The organism is Kutzneria kofuensis (assembly GCF_014203355.1).
Lineage (GTDB): Bacteria > Actinomycetota > Actinomycetes > Mycobacteriales > Pseudonocardiaceae > Kutzneria > Kutzneria kofuensis.
Genome location: NZ_JACHIR010000001.1, coordinates 3,761,380 through 3,779,237 on the forward strand (window position 1 = coordinate 3,761,380; position 17,858 = coordinate 3,779,237).

The window sequence follows — 17,858 nt, forward strand, 5'->3', positions numbered from 1 at the left end:
AAACGGATCCTCTCGAACGACTTCCCGTGGATCCACACCGTACTGGATTCGCGTTGTCGAATAGTACGTCCAGCCGTTACACCATCGGGGGAATCAGGTGAGCTTGAACGGCGTCGGCCGACTCGTGAGGTTACCGAGCTTTCCGACGACGACGTAATCACCGGCGGGCAGCAGCGCCCCGCTGGGCGCGCAGTTCGGCGACGACGTGCGGCCGGCCCAGGCGATGCTGAAGGTGGCCTGCTCACCGGGCTGCAGCAGCCGGGTGTCCGGCGGCTGCTGGTAGTAGCAGTCGGAGCTGGACCACAGCCGGGTGTTGCCGTCGGCGGTCAGCACGAGCAGCTCGCGGAGCTGCCGGGTGACCTCCCGCTTGCACGCCACCGGGCCCGAGTTGGTGATGACCAGCGTGAGCAGCGGCGCCTGGCCGACCCGGTAGCTGGGCTGCGCGACGCGTCCCTCGACGGTGATCGAGGTGTCCGGGCACGGGCCGGGCGGGGGCGGCGGTGGCGGCGGCCCGGTCGTGGTGCTGGTCGTCGGCACGGGCGAGGCCGACGAGGAGGAGGACGCCCCGGCGGCCGCGATCGTGCCGCTGGTCGGGGGCGAGGACGTGAGGCGCTTGCTGGAGGTGGTGGCGACGCTCTGCTTGTTGGCCACGCCCTGCGGGTCGGCCTGCGTGCCGCCGCCGAGCCAGCTTGAGATGATCACCGCGAGCAGCACGACCACCAGGATCGAGCAGCCGAGCGCGACCGCCCGGCGGCGCCAGTACACCGACGGGTCGAGCGGACCGGTGGGCTCGATCATGCACCGACGGTAACGCCGCCGACACCGACCGCCAGGGATTCTGGCGGTCACCCAATCCGGTTGTGTCTTTGCTCAATAGCCCTTGTCAGGGATCACTCGACCAGGTGCCATAGACATCGGACGCAGGGAGGTGCGACATGACCGCCATCGACGAGTTGCTCGAACGCAATGCCGCACTGGTCGACCGGACCCGTGGGGACCGCTCGTCGGCCAGCCCGTCGCTGCACATCGCGGTGCTGACGTGCATGGACGCCCGGATCAGGGTGTTCGAGCTGTTCGGCCTGCAACAGGGTGAGGCGCACGTGCTGCGCAACGGCGGCGGTGTGGTGACCGACGACGTGATCCGCTCGCTGGCGCTGAGCCAGCGCAAGCTGGGCACCCGGGAGATCATGGTCGTCCAGCACACCTCGTGCGGGCTGTCGATGACCACCGATGACGAGTTCAAGGACGAGCTGGAGGCCGACACCGGCCTGCGGCCGACCTGGGCCGTCGAGGCGTTCCGGGAGGTCAAGGACAGCGTGCGGACGTCCATGGCCCGGCTGCGGCACAGCGTGTTCCTGCCGTACACCGACAACATCCGCGGCTTCGTCTACGACGTGCACAACGGTGCCCTGCACGAGGTGTTGTCACCCGGCCAGGGATAATCGGGGGCGATGCTTGCCGCCGACACACTGCTGAGCTGGTTCGACGACACGGCGCGGGACCTGCCCTGGCGGCGCCCCGAATGCACCGCGTGGGGCGTGCTGGTCAGCGAGATCATGCTGCAACAGACCCCGGTCGCCCGGGTGGAGCCGATCTGGCACGAGTGGATGGCGCGCTGGCCGGTGCCGTCGGCGTTGGCCGCCGCCAGCCAGGGCGACGTCGTCCGGGCGTGGGGCAAGCTCGGCTATCCGCGGCGGGCGCTGCGGCTGCACGAGGCTGCTTCCGCCATCGCCACGCTGCACGGCGACGTCGTGCCCGACGACGTGGAGACCCTGCTGGCGCTGCCCGGCATCGGCGCGTACACCGCTCGCGCCGTCGCCGCCTTCGCCTACGGCAAGCGGTGTCCCGTCGTCGACACCAACGTGCGCCGGGTCGTCGCCCGTGCCGTGCACGGCACCGGTGACGCCGGGCCGCCGTCCACCAACCGGGACATGGCCGACGTCGAGGCCCTGCTCCCAGGCGCCGACGCCGTCGCCGCGCGCTACTCCGCCGCGCTCATGGAGCTCGGCGCCATCGTCTGCACCGCCCGTGCGCCGCGCTGCGCCGACTGCCCCGTCTTCGACACCTGCGCCTGGCAGCTCGCCGGCCGTCCCGCGTACAACGGGCCCGCCAAGGCCGTGCAGAAGTTCGCCGGCACCGACCGCCAGGTGCGCGGCCGGCTGCTCGACGTGCTCCGCGGCGCCCCCGGGCCGGTCGCCCGTCCGCTGCTCGACGCCGCCTGGGCCGACGCCGCGCAGCGGGACCGCTGCCTCGACTCGCTGCTCGTCGACGGCCTCATCGAGCAGACCGACTCCGGGCTGTTCGCCCTGCCGGGTGAGCACTGACGCTCCGGTTGCCGGGTCCGGTGCGACCCCGCACCCTGTCGCCATGGCGACCTGCGATGTCTGCGGCAACGACTACTGGATGGCGTTCGAGATCCGGACCGTGACCGGCGAGAGCCACTGGTTCGACTCGTTCGAGTGCGCGATGGAGAAGCTCGCGCCGCGCTGCGAGCGGTGCAACTGCCGCATCGTCGGGCACGGCGTCGAGGTCGAGGGCCGGTTCTACTGCTGCGCCCACTGCGCCCGGACCGTCGCCGAGCTCGGCAATCAGATCCGCGACGCCGTCGGGGTCCGTCCGTCCTGAGGCGTGTTGGATGGCTCCATGGCACAGGCCCTGGAGTTCTTCTTCGACGGTGAGGCCGACACCGCGGTGCGGGCGCTGTGGCAGCGGCTGGAACGGGCCGGCGTGCCGAGCCTGGCCACCCGCAGCCACCGCCGGCACCGGCCGCACGTCACCTTCGCCCTCGGCGGCGCCTTCACCCGGCAGACCCGGGCCGACCTCGCCGCCGAGCTGAGCCTGCTGGCGCTGCCCAGCATCTGGCTCTACACCCTCGGCACCTTCCCCACCACCGACACCCACCTCGTGCTCACCGCCGTCGTCGACGCCGAGCTGCTGGCCGTCCACTCCGCCGTGCACGACGTGCTGGCCAAGAAGGTCCGCAACCCCGTCGCCTACTACCTGCCCGGCTCGTGGGTGCCGCACTGCACGCTGGCCCAGGAGATCGACACCGCCACGCTCGCCGCCGGCATCGCCGCCCTGCACCCCGCGGAGCCGATCCGGGCCGAGGTCGACGAGGTCGGCATCACCGACACCGTCACCGGTGAGGTGGACGTGCTGTTCAGCCGTTGAGCAGCTCGGACAGGAAGGCCTCCACGGCGCCGCGGTAGACGCCGGGGGCGCTGAGCTGGACCAGGTGGCCGGCGCCTTCGACGACGATGTGCCGGCCGTCGGCAACCCGGGCGGCCATGGCGGCTTGCTGGTCCGGCGGCATCAAGGTGTGCTCGGCCTCGATGACCAGCAGCGGGGCCCGGACGCGATCGACGAAGGGCCAGTAGTCGCGCCGGCCCCATTCGGCGGCGATGCGGTAGAGGTCCTCGATGTCGGCGATGAGGTGGTAGCCGTCGGGACGTTCCTCGAAGCACTCGACGAAGTAGTCGCCGACCGGGCCGAAGAAGCTGCGGACGTGCGCCAAGGACTGGAATGGCACGGGCCAGCGGGAGAACTCGGCCCGCCAGGGCTCGACGGTGCGGCCGCGCTGGTCGGGGGCGAAGTCCTCGACGACCACGCCCCGCACGAGGTCGGGTTCGAGAGCGGCCAGGACCAGGGCGTGCAGGCCGCCCATGGAGTGGCCGATGACGACCGACGGGCCGAGGTCGAGGCGGCGGATCGTCTCGGCGGCGTCGAGGGCGAAGTCCTCGGTGCGCCAATCGCCGCCGCGACGCGTATTACGACCGTGTCCCCGCGCATCGAGACCGACCACCCGCCCGTACCGGACCAGCCACCGGGCGACCGGCCACCAGGTGGTGGCCCGGCCCATCAGCCCGTGCAGCAACAGGATCCCGGGGCCGGAGCCGCCGAACTCGACGACATCGAACACGGAGCACTCATACCACCTGGTACACACTTCGGCATGCGGGTTCGGAAGGTGGCGTCGCTGCTGGCGGTCGCGGCGTTGTGCGTGGCCTGCAGCCCGGCGACGAAGTCGGCCGAGGACGGCGTCCAGGGCACGGCGGGTGCCCGGACCGCGGGCGATCCGTACTACCCGACCAGCGGAAACGGCGGCTACAACGCGTCGAACTACGTCGTGGCGATCACGTACGACCCGAACTCGCACCACCTGGACGGCGACACGACGATCACGGCCAAGGCCGAGCAGTCGCTCAGCGAGTTCAGCCTCGACCTGGCCGACCTCGACGTCCGCACGGTGACGGTGGACGGCCGGGCGGCCGACGTGGACCACAGCGACGGCAAGCTGGTGATCACGCCGGCGGAGGGCATCGCCGAGGGCAGCACCTTCACGGTCGAGGTGCAGTACGGCGGTGAGCCGAACCCGGTGAAGTCGAAGAAGCTGGGGTCGGAGGGCTGGCAGATCTCCAGCAGCGGCGGCGCGTTCGCGGCGGGCGAGCCGCATTCGGCGGCCACCTGGTACCCGGTCAACGACACGCCGACCGACAAGGCGGCGTTCCACCTGGCGGCGCGGGTGCCGGACGGCTGGAGCGTGATCTCCAACGGCCTGCCCGGCCGCAACGAGTCCAAGGACGGCTGGACGACGTTCCGGTGGGACGAGCCGGACCCGATCGCGTCCTACCTGACCACGGTCGGCATCGACCACTGGACGATGGTCAACGGCAAGCTGACCGACGGCACGCCGGTGGTGTCGGCGTTCGCCCCGGGCACCGACGACAAGAAGGCGCTGGAGGCCCGGCTGCCGGAGATCCTGGACTTCCTGTCGTCCAAGTTCGGCAAGTACCCGCAGGACGCCGCCGGCGGCATCTTCCTCGCCGACAAGATCGACTTTTCCTTGGAGACGCAGACCCGGCCCACCTACGCGAAGTGGACCGACCTGAGCACGATCGTGCACGAGAACGCCCACCAGTGGTGGGGCGACTCGGTGTCGGTGCGGCAGTGGAAGGACGTCTGCCTCAACGAGTGCCTGGCCAGCTACGCGCAATGGCTGTGGGCCGAGGCCAAGGAGGGCGCGAACCTCGACGACACGTACCGCAAGGCCGTGCAGAAGGGCCAGCAGGTCTTCGGCGGCAAGCTCTACGACATGGGGGCCGGCAACGAGTTCGGCGCCGTCTACAGCAAGGGCCCGATGGCCATGCACGCCCTGCGCCGCACCATTGGCGACGACGCCTTCTTCCAGGTCCTCAAGACCTGGCCGGCGCTGCACCGCGACGGCAACGCCAGCTGGCCCGAGTTCGAGTCGTACGTCACGCAGGTCAGCGGCAAGGACCTGCGCGGCTTCTTCGACGCCTGGTTCCGCGGCACCACTCAGCCCGCCGACCAGTACCTCTGGCCGGGCAGCCTCAAGCCGTGACGAACTGGGTCAGCACGGCCTTGTGATCGCCGCCGGGCACGTCGAAGGTGGCGAACGAGTCCACGGGACAGCGCTTGTCCACCAGCACGTGGTCGATCGGCAGCAGCGGCGGCAGGCTGCCGTCGGTGGGCCAGGTGGGCTGCAGGCCGGCGCCGGCCTGGGATGCGGCGTCGACGAAGCCGCTGACCAGCGCGGACCGCAGCCCGGCGTGGTCGAGGGTGGCATTGAAGTCGCCGGCCAGCACCATCGGCGGCACCCCGTCGACGGGGTCGGGCAGCGCGTCCAGCTCCCGCTTCCACGTGTCGGTGGTGTTGTCGTCGGTCGGCGGCCGCACGTGTACGGACTGCACCTGGATGGCCCGACCCTGCGGCAGCGACACCTGGGCGGTCACCTGCGGAAACGTCGTCGGCACGACAACCGGCACGGCCTGCAGCGGGTACCGGGAGGCGATGCCGGAACCGACGGGCCCGTCGCCGGGCTGGAAGAGCTGGTTGGGCATCTCGGTCTGGAGCCCGGCGGCGTTCAGTGCGGCGACGGACTCCGGGGTGAGTTCCTGGAACGCCACGACGTCGACGTGCTGATCCCTGACCAGCGAGACGACGGCAGCGGCGTTGGCCCTGCCCTGGGCCAGGTCGAGGCTGAGCACCCGGACGGCCGGACCGGTGCCGAGCGGCCGGGGCGCGGTGAACGCCCGCGGGGCGACGGCGGCGATCAGGCAGGCGGTGAAGGCCAGCGCCACCACGGCGACAGCCCACCGCCGGAACAACATGGCGAACAACACGAGCAGCGCCCCGCCGCCGGCGGCGTACGGGGTCCCGGCCAGCAACACCACCATCACGTGGTCGCCGTCGATGCCGAGCAGGCGCAGCGCGACCATGGCAATGACGGCGGCGGTCAGCAGGGAGAGCAGGAATGTCAGCGGCGCGCCGCCCACCCGCCGCCGGCCCTCGTCCAGACGGGCGGGCAGCCGGGTCGCGCGGGTTCGCACACTGCTGGCCACCCCTCCCATTGAACACGACAAAGGGCGGTTCCCCGGCGAACCGGAAAACCGCCCTCGTCAGCGCGTCAGCTCACTCGCCGTCGAACTCCTGCGCGGTGTCACCACCGTGCGCGGCCAGGCCGACCGGCGGCGCGTCCGGGATCCGCAGGGGACGGGCCTCGCCGCGGAACACGAAGTGCGCCTTGTCGTCGGAGCCGGTGCCGTCCCAGCCCTCCACGTCGCAGAGCACGATCTGGCCGGGCTGCAGCTCCCCGAACAGGATCTTCTCCGACAGCTGGTCCTCGATCTCGCGCTGGATGGTCCGGCGCAGCGGCCGGGCGCCCAGCACCGGGTCGAAGCCCCGCTTGGCCAGCAGCTGCTTGGCCAGCGGCGTGAGCTCGAGCGACATGTCCTTGTTCTTCAGCTGGGCCTCGACCCGGGTGACCATCAGGTCGACCATCTTGATGATCTCGTCCTGGGTCAGCTGGTGGAACACGATGATGTCGTCGATGCGGTTGAGGAACTCCGGGCGGAAATGCTTCTTCAGCTCGTCGTTGACCTTGATCTTCATCCGCTCGTAGTTCGAGCCCTGCTCGCCACCACCGGAGAAGCCCAGGCCGACGGCCTTGGAGATGTCCTGCGTGCCCAGGTTGGAGGTGAAGATGATCACGGTGTTCTTGAAGTCCACCGTGCGACCCTGACCGTCGGTCAGGCGGCCGTCCTCCAGCACCTGCAGCAGCGTGTTGTACACCTCCTGGTGCGCCTTCTCGATCTCGTCGAACAGCACCACCGAGAACGGCTTGCGGCGCACCTTCTCGGTGAGCTGGCCGCCCTCCTCGTAGCCCACGTAGCCGGGAGGCGCACCGAAGAGACGGGACGCCGTGTACCGGTCGTGGAACTCGCCCATGTCGATCTGGATGAGCGCGTCGTCGTCGCCGAACAGGAAGTTGGCCAGCGCCTTGGACAGCTCGGTCTTACCGACACCGGACGGGCCGGCGAAGATGAACGAGCCGGACGGGCGCTTGGGGTCCTTCAGACCGGCCCTGGTGCGGCGGATCGCCTTGGAGACGGCCTTGACGGCCTCCTCCTGACCGATGATCCGCTTGTGCACCTCCTCCTCCATGCGGAGCAGGCGGGTGGTCTCCTCCTCGGTGAGCTTGAAGACGGGGATGCCGGTCCAGTTGGCCAGCACCTCGGCGATCTGCTCGTCGTCGACCTCGGCGACGACGTCGAGGTCGCCGTCCTTCCACTGCTTCTCACGCTCGGCCTTCTGCGCGAGCAGCTGCTTCTCCTGGTCCCGGAGCTTGGCCGCGCGCTCGAAGTCCTGCGCGTCGATCGCGGACTCCTTGTCCCGGCGCACGTCGGCGATCTTCTCGTCGAACTCGCGCAGGTCCGGCGGCGCGGTCATCCGGCGGATGCGCATCCGGGCGCCGGCCTCGTCGATCAGGTCGATCGCCTTGTCCGGCAGGAACCGGTCGTTGATGTACCGGTCGGCCAGCGTCGCGGCGGCGACCAGCGCCGAGTCGGTGATGGAGACGCGGTGGTGCGCCTCGTACCGGTCGCGCAGACCCTTGAGAATCTCGATGGTCTGCTCCAGCGTCGGCTCGCCGACCTGGATCGGCTGGAACCGGCGCTCCAGGGCGGGGTCCTTCTCGACGTACTTGCGGTACTCGTCGAGCGTGGTCGCACCGATGGTCTGGAGCTCGCCGCGGGCCAGCATCGGCTTGAGGATGCTGGCGGCGTCGATCGCACCCTCGGCGGCGCCCGCGCCGACCAGGGTGTGGATCTCGTCGATGAACAGGATGATGTCGCCGCGGGTGCGGATCTCCTTGAGCACCTTCTTCAGGCGCTCCTCGAAGTCACCGCGGTAGCGGGAACCGGCGACCAGCGAGCCCAGGTCGAGCGTGTAGAGCTGCTTGTCCTTGAGCGTCTCGGGCACCTCGCCCTTGACGATCATCTGGGCAAGGCCCTCGACGACGGCGGTCTTGCCGACGCCCGGCTCGCCGATGAGCACCGGGTTGTTCTTGGTCCGGCGCGAGAGCACCTGCATGACCCGCTCGATCTCCTTGGCCCGGCCGATGACCGGGTCCACCTTGCCCTCGCGGGCAAGCGCGGTGAGATTGCGGCCGAACTGGTCCAGCACGAGCGAGGAGGACGGAGTGCCCTCGCCGCGGCCGCCGGCCTCGGCCGGCTCCTTGCCCTGGTAGCCGGACAGCAGCTGGAGCACCTGCTGGCGGACACGGTTGAGGTCCGCGCCCAGCTTGACCAGGACCTGGGCGGCCACGCCCTCGCCCTCGCGGATCAGCCCGAGCAGGATGTGCTCGGTGCCGATGTAGTTGTGGCCGAGCTGCAGCGCCTCGCGCAGCGACAGCTCCAGCACCTTCTTGGCCCGGGGCGTGAACGGGATGTGCCCGCTCGGCGCCTGCTGACCCTGACCGATGATCTCTTCCACCTGCTGGCGCACGCCCTCGAGGGCAATGCCCAGCGACTCCAGCGCCTTGGCGGCGACACCCTCACCCTCGTGGATCAGACCCAGGAGGATGTGCTCGGTGCCGATGTAGTTGTGGTTGAGCATCCTGGCCTCTTCCTGAGCCAGGACGACCACCCGCCTCGCGCGGTCGGTGAACCTCTCGAACATATGCACTCCCTGACAGCTGCGTCGGCGGTCCTCCACCCACCCATGACCTCGCCGGTGGGGTCAGCACCTGGGGTCCACTGTAGTAGGCGGACCCGTCGCTCTCAGTGCCGCTCGCAGCCGCAGACCCCGCGAGCGCCCTGACGCTTGGCACAACGTGGGTTCTGACAGGGAGATTCCCACTGTCCGCTGAGCGCGAACAAGCCACCATCAGCTGACATTCACTGTGAGCGGGGTCACCAAAAGGGTGAAATCTCCCCGCTACGCCAGATTGGCGGCGAGCACCGAGCGGTGCGTCGGGGCCGCGGCGGCGTGCCGGGCCCGACCCTCCTCCGTCAACTCGACGTAGATGCCGCGACGGTCGTCGGCGCACAGCGCGCGAGTGACGAGGCCGTCGGCCTCCAGCCGGGCGACGACCCGGGACAGCGCGCTCTGGCTGAGCTGGACGCTCTTGCCGAGCTCCTGCATCCGCAGCGCCGGCTTGTCGCAGCAGCTCTCCGTGAGCTGGTCGAGCACCTCGAACTCGCTGGCCCCGAGGCCGTGACCCTCGCGCAGCTCACGGTCCAGCGCACACCACGTCGCGTGGTAGCGCCCCAGCAACCCGCGCCAGGCGTCGACGAGCTCGTTCTCGGTCACGCCCCGCATCATAGTCCCCACCGTCATAAAATTCCAACGCATTAAATCCGCTTGCATTAGATGCAGCTGCATGTAGTCTTGGCCCTCGTGACCACAACGGCAACACCCGTCCTGTCCGCCCAGCCCGGCACGCGCTGGCCCGCGAGCCTGTGGGCGGCGTTGATGCTGCTGTGCGGCGTGCTGTTCCTGGACGGCCTCGACGTCTCCATGGTCGGCGTCGCGCTGCCCTCGATCGGTTCCGAGCTGCACATGTCCACCTCGTCGCTGCAGTGGGTGATCAGCGGCTACGTGCTCGGCTACGGCGGCTTCCTGCTGCTCGGCGGCCGCACCGCCGACCTGCTCGGCCGCCGCCGCGTGCTGCTGGTCGCGCTGGGCGTGTTTGCGGCCGCCTCGCTGCTCGGCGGCCTGGTGGACGACCCGACCCTGCTGATCGCCGCCCGCTTCGTGAAGGGCGCCGCCGCCGCGTTCACCGCGCCGGCCGGCCTGTCGATCATCACCACCACGTTCCCCGAGGGCCCGTCCCGCAACCGGGCCCTGTCCATCTACACGGCGTTCGGCGCCAGCGGCTTCTCCTCCGGCCTGATCCTCGGCGGCCTGATGACCGAGGTCGGCTGGCGTTGGACCTTCCTGATGCCGGCCCCGATCGCCGTCCTGGTGCTGCTCCTGGGCATCAAGCTCATCCCCGACCACGGCCGCCCCGACGGCCCGCGCCAGGGCTACGACGTGCTGGGCGCCGCCACCAGCACGCTCGCGCTGCTGCTGCTCGTCTACACGGTCGTCTCCGCGTCCTCGGTGGGCTGGGCCTCGCCGATCACGCTCGGCTCCTTCGCGGTGGTGCTCGCCCTGGCGGTCGCCTTCGTGATGATCGAGCGCCGGGTCGCGCACCCGCTGCTGCGGCTGGGCATCCTGCGCAACAAGAACGTGCTCGCCGCCGACCTGACCGCGATGGCCGTCTTCGGCTCGTACGCCGGCTTCCAGTTCATCGGCACCATCTACATGCAGTCGCTGCTGCACTGGTCGCCGCTGAGCATGGCGCTGGCCTTCCTGCCGGCCGGTCTGATCGTCGCCTTCGGCGGGCCGCGCACCGGGGCCCTGGTCAACCGCTTCGGCGCCGGCCGGGTGATCGCCCTCGGCCTGGCGGCGTTCGTCGTGGCGTACGGGCTGTTCCTGCAGATCGACGCCAACCCGAACTACGCGCTGGCCATCCTGCCCAGCATGGTGCTGCTCGGACTGGGCTTCGCACTGTCGTTCCCGGCGCTGAACATCCAGGCCACCACTGGCGTCTCCGACGACGAGCAGGGCCTGGCCTCCGGCCTGGTGCAGACGTCCTTCCAGGTCGGCGGGGCCATCGCGCTGGCCGTGGTGACGGCGGTGCTCAACGCCGCGACGCCGCGGACCACCGCTGAGGTGATCGCCAGCTACCACCCGGCACTGGCGGTGGTGACCGGCGTCGCGCTGCTCGGCCTCATCGCCACCGTGACGATCAGCGGACTGCGCAAGCCCAAGGAGGACACGGCGGTCGAGCCGGCCCCCGAGCCGGAGCTCGCCCAGGTCTGATCACCCGGCTCGTCGGTTGGTCGAGGGGAGTCGACGAGCCAGCGGCCCACGTCCCGTCCGGGGCGTGGGCCGTTCCCTATTTCCGGTGCCTCGTGCCGACCGGGACGACCAGCGGCGTGCCGGCCACGGGGTCGTCGATGACCTTGGCCTCCAGCTCGAAGACCTCGCGCAGCAGCTCCTCGGTCAGCACCTCGTGCGGCCGGCCCTGGGCGACGACCTTGCCGGCGCGCAGCGCGACCAGCCGGTCGGCGTAACGGGCGGCGAGGTTGAGGTCGTGCAGAACCATCACCACGGTCCGGCCGAGCTCACTGTGCAGGCGCTGCACCAGGTCCAGGACGTCGACCTGGTGGGCCAGGTCGAGGTACGTCGTCGGCTCGTCGAGCAACAGCAGCTCGGTGCCCTGGGCCAGCGCCATCGAGATCCACGCCCGCTGCCGCTGGCCGCCGGAGAGCTGGTCGAGGGTCCGGTCGGCGAGGTCGGTCATGCCGGTCATGGCCAACGCCTCGTCGATGGCGGCGTGGTCGTCGGACGACCACTGCCGGTACCAGGCCTGGTGCGGATGCCGGCCACGCGCGACGAGGTCGGCGACGGTCAGGCCCTCGGGGGCCTGCGGCGACTGCGGGAGCACGCCGAGCAGCTTCGCGACCTCCTTGGTCGGCATCTTGTCGATCCGCTTGCCGTCCAGCAGCACCTGCCCACCACGCGGCGCGAGCAGCCGGCCCATCGCGCGCAGCAGGGTGGACTTGCCGCAGCCGTTGGGGCCGATCACGGCGGTCACGGTGCCGCCGACGACGTCCAGGTCGAGGCCGTCGACGACAAGCGAGTCGCCGTAGCCCAGCCGAAGCGACTCGGCCCGCAGTCGCGGCGTCACGCCCGCACCTCCCGGCGCTTCCGAATGATCAGGAACATCAGGTAGGGCGCGCCGAGCACGGCCGTGACGACGCCGACCGGCAGCTCGATGCCGAAGGCGGTCCGCGCGATCAGGTCGGAGACGCTGACGAGCAGCGCGCCCAGAACCGCCGACGCCACCAGCGGCGGCCGGGCCGTGCCGGCGAGCCGCTGGGCGATCTGCGGCGTGGCCAGCGCGACGAAGAACACCGGGCCCGCCGCGGCGGTCGCGACGGCGGCCAGGACGACCGCGATCAGGATCAACACGAACCGGCTCAGCTCCACGCGGGTGCCGAGGTTGCGAACGGTGTCGTCGTCGAACTGGAGTGCCCCGAGCACGTGCGCGCCGACCAGCGACAGCGGCAGGAACACGGCCAGCGCGATGGCCACCGGCACCAGGTCGGCCCAGCTGCGGCCGTTCAGGCTGCCGGTGATCCACACCAGCGCCTGGCCGGCCTGGGTCACGTCCCCGATGGTGAGCAGCCAGTACGTGAGGTTGAGCATGAACGCCTGCACGCCGATGCCGACCAGGACCAGTCGGTAGCCGTCCACGCCGCGCCGCCACGCCAGCACGTACACCAGCGCGGCCGACAGCAGGCCGCCGATCAGCGCCGCCACCGGCAGGCCGATCCCGGCGATGACGCCGGCCACGCTGCCGTAACTGCTGGCCAGCACGATCACGCCGACCGCGCCGGCGGAGGCCCCCGGCGTGACGCCGAGGACGTCCGGGCTGGCCAGCGGATTGCGGGAGATCGCCTGTGTGATCGCGCCGGACACGCCGAACGCGGCGCCGATCAGCAGGCCGGTCAGCGTCCGCAGCAGCCGCAGGTCGAAGACGATGTACTGCTCGGCCGCGTCACCGCCGCCGACCAGCACGCGCAGCACGTCGCCGACGGACATCGGGAAGTCGCCGATCCGGATGTTCAGCGCCACCACCAGCACCGTCAGCGCCAAGGCGGCCAGCGGCACCACCAGCGGCCGCAGCCGGAACCGCAGCCCGACCGGACCGATCCGCAGGCCCTGCAGTGCCGTCACAGCCGCACCAGCCGCTTGCGCCGGACGATGCCGACGAACACCGGTGCCCCGATCAACGCCAGCACGATGCCCACCTGGAGTTCGCTCGGCCAGGCGATCACCCGGCCGATGATGTCGGCGACCAGCAGCAGCACCGCGCCGATCAGCCCGGAGTAGGGCAGCAGCCAGCGGTGGTCGGGGCCGGTGACGAACCGGGCGACGTGCGGCACCACCAGGCCGACGAAGCCGATCGGCCCGCACGCCGCGACCGCGCCGCCGGTGAGCAACGTGATCGCGACCAGGCCGAGCAGCCGGGTCCGCAGCACGTGCTGGCCGATGGAGCGGGCCACGTCCTCGCCGAGCGACAGCGCGTTCAGGCCGGGCGCGTTGGCCAGCGCCAGCACCAGGCCCGCGGCCAGGAACGGCAGCACCTGCCCGATGACCACGGGGTCGCGGCCGGCCACCGCGCCGACCCGCCAGAACCGGAACGCCTCCAGGCTCTGCTGGTCGATCACGGCCATTGCCGAGATCAGGCCGACCATCAGCGCGCTGACCGCGGCCCCTGCCAGCGCCAGGGTCAGCGGCGTCGGCCCGCCCCGGCCGGCACTTCCGAGCAGGAACACCAGTCCGGTGGTCGCGATCGCACCGATGAACGCCAGCCAGACGTAGCTGTACAGGCTGGTCATGCCGAACGCGAAGATGCCGACCACGACGGCGAACGCGGCGCCGCTGGTGACGCCGAGCAGGCCGGGATCGGCGAGCGGGTTGCGGGTGTGCCCCTGGATCAGGGAGCCGGCGATGCCGAGCGCGACGCCGGCCAGCACGGCCAGTTCGGTCCGGGGGACGCGCAGGGACCGGATGATGATGTCGTTCTCGGTGCCGGTCGGCGCGACCAGTCCGTGCCACACCGCGTCCAGACCGATCGGCTTGGAGCCGATGGCGATGCTGGCCAGGCCGGCCAGCACGGCCAGCCCGAGCAGGACGAGGAGCCCGACGATGCGGCGACGACGTCGCCGCGCGAGTGCACCCACCAGCCCTCCTCTCCGACTTTGGTTAGCCTAAGCGCAGTCGGGGGAGGGTAAGCGAAGGGGCGGCGGCGGGGGTCCGGGCAAGCGAAGGGGCCGCCCGGCGGGCGGCCCCTCGCGACGGGAAAACCGGTGTTCAGGCCTGCTGGTGGTAAGCGTCCAGCACCTCGGCCGGGATGCGGCCCCGGTCGGACACCTTCATGCCCTGCTTGCGGGCCCATTCCCTGATCGCCTGGTTCTGCTCGCGGTCCGCCGCGGCCGGGCGGGCCTTGCTCACGCCGCCCAGCGCCCGGCCGGCCACCCGCTTGCGGCCACCGGAACGGCGGGCCGACGCGACGAATGACGCCAATCCGTCGCGCAGCTTGTTCGCATTCGCCGAGGAAAGATCGATCTGGTACGACACGCCATCGAGTGCGAACTCGAGAGTCTCACTGGCCTCGGACCCGTCCAGGTCGTCGATCAGGGCGACAGTCACCTTCTGCGCCATGAGCGGCCTCCTACACCAAGTACGCCGCGGAAAGGTATCGGCGGCTGCCCGGAAATCTGCCTCGGGGACAGATTAGCGCATATGTATCGCGCCCCGTCAATGGCAGCCGCCGAAACACCTCATTCGGGTCGCACGAGTGGGAACAGGATCGTCTCCCGGATACCGAGACCGGTGAGCGCCATCAGGAGGCGATCGATGCCCATTCCGACACCACCGCTCGGTGGCATTCCGTACTCCAACGAACGCAGAAAGTCCTCATCCACCGGCATCGCCTCGGCGTCGCCGGCCGCGGCCAGCCGCGCCTGGTCGGTCAGCCGCTGCCGCTCGACCACCGGATCGACCAGCTCGGAGTAACCGGTGGCCAGCTCGAATCCGCGGACGTAGAGGTCCCACTTCTCGGCAAGTCCCGGCGTATCCCGGTGCTCACGGGTCAGCGGCGAGGTCTCCACCGGGAAATCGCGCACGAATGTCGGCGCGTGCAGGTGGTCGCCGACGAGGTGCTCCCACAGTTCTTCGACGAGCTTTCCGTGGCCGAGCTTCGGATCCACCTCGAGGCCGCGCGAGTCGGCGTGCTTGCGCAGCAGCTCGGCCGGGGTCTGCGGGGTGATCTCCGAGTCCAGCGCCTCGGACAGCGACCCGTACATCGTCAGCGACGTCCAGTCGCCGGACAGGTCGTACTCGGTGCCGTCGGCCAGCGTGACGACCTGCGTGCCCAGCACCGCCTGCGCGGCCTCCTGGATCAGCTGCCTGGTCAGCACGGCCATCGAGTCGTAGGTGCCATAAGCCTGGTAGAACTCGAGCATCGCGAACTCCGGCGAGTGCGAGGAGTCGGATCCCTCGTTCCGGAAGTTCCTGTTGATCTCGAAGACCTTCTCGATACCGCCGACCACACAGCGCTTGAGGTAAAGCTCCGGCGCGATCCGCAGGAACAGGTCAATGCCGAGCGCGTTCGAGTGCGTGACGAACGGACGAGCGGTCGCGCCGCCCTGCAACGTTTGCAGCATCGGCGTCTCGACTTCGAGGAAACCCCGGCTGTGGAACGATTCACGTAGCGATCGCACAACGCCGGCCCTTGTCCGCACCGTCTCCATGGCCTGCGGCCGCAGGATCAGGTCGACGTAACGCTGACGAATGCGCGTTTCCTCGGCGAGGTCCTTGTGCGCTACCGGCAACGGGCGAACTGACTTGGCCGCCATCCGCCACTCGTCGGCCATCACCGAGAGTTCACCGCGGCGGGAGGTGATGACCTCGCCGTGGACAAATACGTGATCGCCCAGGTCGACGGTGGACTTCCAGTCGGAAAGGGCCTGTTCGCCGACCTGCGCGAGGCTCAGCATCGCCTGCAGTTCGGTTCCGTCGCCCTCACGCAACGTGGCGAAGCAGAGCTTGCCGGTGTTGCGGATGAACATCACCCGGCCGGTCACGCCGACGATGTCGCCGGTCGCGGTGTCCGGCGGCAGATCTGTGTGCGATTCACGCACCTCGCGCAGCGTGTGGGTGCGCGGCAGCTCGACCGGATAGGGCGACACACCCTGTTCCAACATCCGCTCACGCTTCTCCCGGCGGATGCGGAGCTGCTCGGGAAGGTCGTCGTCCGTGGCGGAATGGGGAGGGTTGTGTTCGACCACGGCTCACAAGGTTACGGACCCACCGCCCGTTACCACGAACCGGATAACTTCGAGGGCATGGCAGGCGATGAGTTGATCTCAAGGCGGGCGTCGTCGTTCGGCAGCCGGGCGGCCGACTATGCGGAGCACCGTCCCGACTACCCGGTCGATGCGGTGCGCTGGGCCCTGGCGCCGGTGGACGAGCCGAAGGTGCTGGATCTCGCCGCCGGCACCGGCAAGCTGACCGCGGTGATCACGTCCCTCGGGTACGAGGCCGTGGCCGTCGAGCCCGACGACGCGATGCGGGCGGAGCTGACGGCGCGGATGCCGGAGGTCACCGCTTTGGCCGGCACCGCCGAGCAGATCCCGCTGCCGGACGCCTCCGTGGACGCGGTGCTCGTAGGGCAGGCCATGCACTGGTTCGATCACGAGCACGCGCTGCCCGAGATCGGCCGGGTGCTGCGGCCCGGCGGCGTGCTCGCCGGGGTGTGGAACGACGACGACTTCAGCGTGGAGTGGGTCGCCGGCATGGACCAGATCCACACCGCGGTCCGGCCCGGCACCACCACCCGCGGCATCTCCATCGCCGTGGAGTTCGGGCCGTTCGCCGAGCTCGAACGGGCCGAGTTCCGGCACAGCCAGCGGCGGACCGCCGAGTCGCTGGTCGCCACCGCCAAGACGCACTCGCTGTTCCTGACGATGGCGGAGCCGGAGCGCACGGAGACGCTGAACCGGATGCTGGCGTACCTGAAGTCCCGGCCGGAGACCGCCGACGGCGAGTTCGACTACCCGCTGCGCACGATCGTCCTGCGCACAATCCGCGTCTGACTCCCCGCCTCGCCCTGCCACATGCGGCGCGCATGTGACGCCTGGAGGCAAGTATGTGGCACAACTAGGCCATGTTGCGTTCGTAGGCCAGGCGCAGCCCGAGCAGCGTCAGCTCGGGGACGTGGTGCTTGATCGTCTCCGACTCGCTGACCACGAGCGGGGCCAGGCCGCCGGTGCCGATCACGTTGACCGGCCCGGACCCGCCGGCCTCCAACTCGGCGGTGATCCGCCGGACCAGGCCGTCGACCTGGCCGGCGAAGCCGTAGAGGATGCCGGACTGCAGGCACTCCACCGTGTTCTTGCCGATCACCGACCGGGGCCGCACCAGCTCCACCTTGCGCAGCTGCGCGGCCCGCGCGGCCAGCGCGTCGACGGAGATCTCGATGCCGGGGGCGAACGCCCCGCCGATGAACTCCCCCTTGGCGGTGGAGACGTCGATGTTGGTGGACGTGCCGAAGTCGACGACTATGCAGGCGGTGCCGAACAGGTGGTGAGCGGCCATCGTGTTGACGAGACGGTCACCGCCCACCTCCCTCGGGTTGTCCACCAGCAGCGGCACGCCGGTGCGCACCCCCGGCCCGATCACGATCCGCGGCACGTCGCCGTAGTAGCGGCCGAGCATGACGCGTAGTTCCCGCAGCACCGCCGGCACGGTCGACAGCGCGGAAACGCCGGTCACCTTGTCGGCCAGCGGGCCGAGCATGCCGCGCATGCCCAGCGCCAGCTCGTCGGCGGTCATCCGTGCGTCGGTCCGCATCCGCCAGTCGCGCACCAGCTCCTCGTCCCGGTACATGCCGAGCGAGATGTTGGTGTTGCCGATGTCGACGCACAGCAGCACGG

At 70.3% G+C, this 17,858-nt stretch carries 18 protein-coding genes; 7 read left to right on the plus strand and 11 right to left on the minus strand.

Going from position 1 to position 17,858, the window contains the following annotated elements; translation table 11 throughout:
• Positions 1–93 precede the first annotated feature (93 nt).
• Positions 94–798: a hypothetical protein gene (locus BJ998_RS17200; protein ID WP_184862896.1), complete on the minus strand. Its 705-nt coding sequence runs from the start codon at positions 796–798 to the stop codon at positions 94–96.
• Positions 799–935: 137 nt separating this feature from the next.
• Here BJ998_RS17200 and BJ998_RS17205 point away from each other — a divergent pair, with 137 nt between their 5' ends.
• From BJ998_RS17205 to BJ998_RS17220, 4 genes are read left to right on the plus strand one after another with little or no spacing between them, the layout of a single operon-like run.
• Entirely contained in the window at positions 936–1,442 is a 507-nt protein-coding gene (locus tag BJ998_RS17205) for a beta-class carbonic anhydrase (RefSeq protein ID WP_184862899.1), read from the plus strand.
• Between the two features lie 9 nt (positions 1,443–1,451).
• On the plus strand, positions 1,452–2,324 hold the full coding sequence (locus BJ998_RS17210) for an HhH-GPD family protein (RefSeq protein ID WP_184862900.1): 873 nt from the start codon (positions 1,452–1,454) through the stop codon (positions 2,322–2,324).
• 43 nt (positions 2,325–2,367) lie between these two features.
• Entirely contained in the window at positions 2,368–2,625 is a 258-nt protein-coding gene (locus BJ998_RS17215) for a metallothionein (RefSeq protein ID WP_184862903.1), read from the plus strand.
• A gap of 18 nt (positions 2,626–2,643) precedes the next feature.
• The gene (locus BJ998_RS17220) at positions 2,644–3,171 is read left to right on the plus strand and encodes a 2'-5' RNA ligase family protein (protein WP_184862905.1); all 528 of its coding nucleotides are present in this window, start codon (positions 2,644–2,646) and stop codon (positions 3,169–3,171) included.
• Here the strand turns inward: BJ998_RS17220 and BJ998_RS17225 are convergent.
• Positions 3,161–3,919 (minus strand): alpha/beta fold hydrolase, encoded by a 759-nt coding sequence (locus tag BJ998_RS17225; protein WP_312890162.1) that lies wholly within the window; start codon positions 3,917–3,919, stop codon positions 3,161–3,163. The genes BJ998_RS17220 and BJ998_RS17225 overlap by 11 nt on opposite strands.
• Positions 3,920–3,952: 33 nt before the next feature.
• Between BJ998_RS17225 and BJ998_RS17230 the strand changes: the two genes are divergently transcribed.
• Positions 3,953–5,362 (plus strand): M1 family metallopeptidase, encoded by a 1,410-nt coding sequence (locus BJ998_RS17230; RefSeq protein ID WP_184862907.1) that lies wholly within the window; start codon positions 3,953–3,955, stop codon positions 5,360–5,362.
• Here the strand turns inward: BJ998_RS17230 and BJ998_RS17235 are convergent.
• From BJ998_RS17235 to BJ998_RS17245, 3 genes are all read right to left on the minus strand, one after another.
• Positions 5,352–6,362, minus strand: a complete 1,011-nt coding sequence (locus BJ998_RS17235) for an endonuclease/exonuclease/phosphatase family protein (RefSeq protein WP_312890163.1) — start codon at positions 6,360–6,362, stop codon at positions 5,352–5,354. The genes BJ998_RS17230 and BJ998_RS17235 overlap by 11 nt on opposite strands.
• Before the next feature lie 70 nt (positions 6,363–6,432).
• Positions 6,433–8,979 (minus strand): ATP-dependent Clp protease ATP-binding subunit, encoded by a 2,547-nt coding sequence (locus tag BJ998_RS17240; protein WP_184862911.1) that lies wholly within the window; start codon positions 8,977–8,979, stop codon positions 6,433–6,435.
• A 258-nt stretch (positions 8,980–9,237) separates the two neighbouring features.
• The gene (locus BJ998_RS17245) at positions 9,238–9,621 is read right to left on the minus strand and encodes a MarR family winged helix-turn-helix transcriptional regulator (protein WP_184868722.1); all 384 of its coding nucleotides are present in this window, start codon (positions 9,619–9,621) and stop codon (positions 9,238–9,240) included.
• A gap of 153 nt (positions 9,622–9,774) precedes the next feature.
• Between BJ998_RS17245 and BJ998_RS17250 the strand changes: the two genes are divergently transcribed.
• Entirely contained in the window at positions 9,775–11,169 is a 1,395-nt protein-coding gene (locus tag BJ998_RS17250; protein WP_246489292.1) for an MFS transporter, read from the plus strand.
• Positions 11,170–11,245: 76 nt separating this feature from the next.
• On the opposite strand, the gene BJ998_RS17255 is transcribed toward BJ998_RS17250, so the two are convergent.
• The 5 genes from BJ998_RS17255 to lysS form a co-directional block, all read right to left on the minus strand.
• Entirely contained in the window at positions 11,246–12,040 is a 795-nt protein-coding gene (locus BJ998_RS17255) for an ABC transporter ATP-binding protein (RefSeq protein ID WP_184862915.1), read from the minus strand.
• Complete coding sequence (locus tag BJ998_RS17260; protein ID WP_184862917.1) at positions 12,037–13,092, minus strand: FecCD family ABC transporter permease; 1,056 nt, start codon at positions 13,090–13,092, stop codon at positions 12,037–12,039. Before BJ998_RS17260 ends, BJ998_RS17255 begins: the two co-directional genes overlap by 4 nt.
• Positions 13,089–14,102 carry a FecCD family ABC transporter permease gene (locus BJ998_RS17265; RefSeq protein ID WP_312890164.1) on the minus strand — a complete coding sequence of 338 codons (1,014 nt, stop codon included), beginning with the start codon at positions 14,100–14,102 and terminating at the stop codon, positions 13,089–13,091. Before BJ998_RS17265 ends, BJ998_RS17260 begins: the two co-directional genes overlap by 4 nt.
• A gap of 130 nt (positions 14,103–14,232) precedes the next feature.
• Positions 14,233–14,583, minus strand: coding sequence for a histone-like nucleoid-structuring protein Lsr2 (locus BJ998_RS17270; RefSeq protein WP_184862919.1), 351 nt, complete (start codon positions 14,581–14,583; stop codon positions 14,233–14,235).
• 119 nt (positions 14,584–14,702) lie between these two features.
• Positions 14,703–16,211: a lysine--tRNA ligase gene (lysS, locus tag BJ998_RS17275; protein ID WP_184862921.1), complete on the minus strand. Its 1,509-nt coding sequence runs from the start codon at positions 16,209–16,211 to the stop codon at positions 14,703–14,705.
• Between the two features lie 57 nt (positions 16,212–16,268).
• Between lysS and BJ998_RS17280 the strand changes: the two genes are divergently transcribed.
• Complete coding sequence (locus BJ998_RS17280) at positions 16,269–17,018, plus strand: class I SAM-dependent methyltransferase (RefSeq protein WP_184862923.1); 750 nt, start codon at positions 16,269–16,271, stop codon at positions 17,016–17,018.
• A 64-nt stretch (positions 17,019–17,082) separates the two neighbouring features.
• Here the strand turns inward: BJ998_RS17280 and BJ998_RS17285 are convergent, their stop codons facing one another.
• Entirely contained in the window at positions 17,083–17,856 is a 774-nt protein-coding gene (locus BJ998_RS17285) for a type III pantothenate kinase (protein WP_184862925.1), read from the minus strand.
• Positions 17,857–17,858 lie beyond the last annotated feature (2 nt).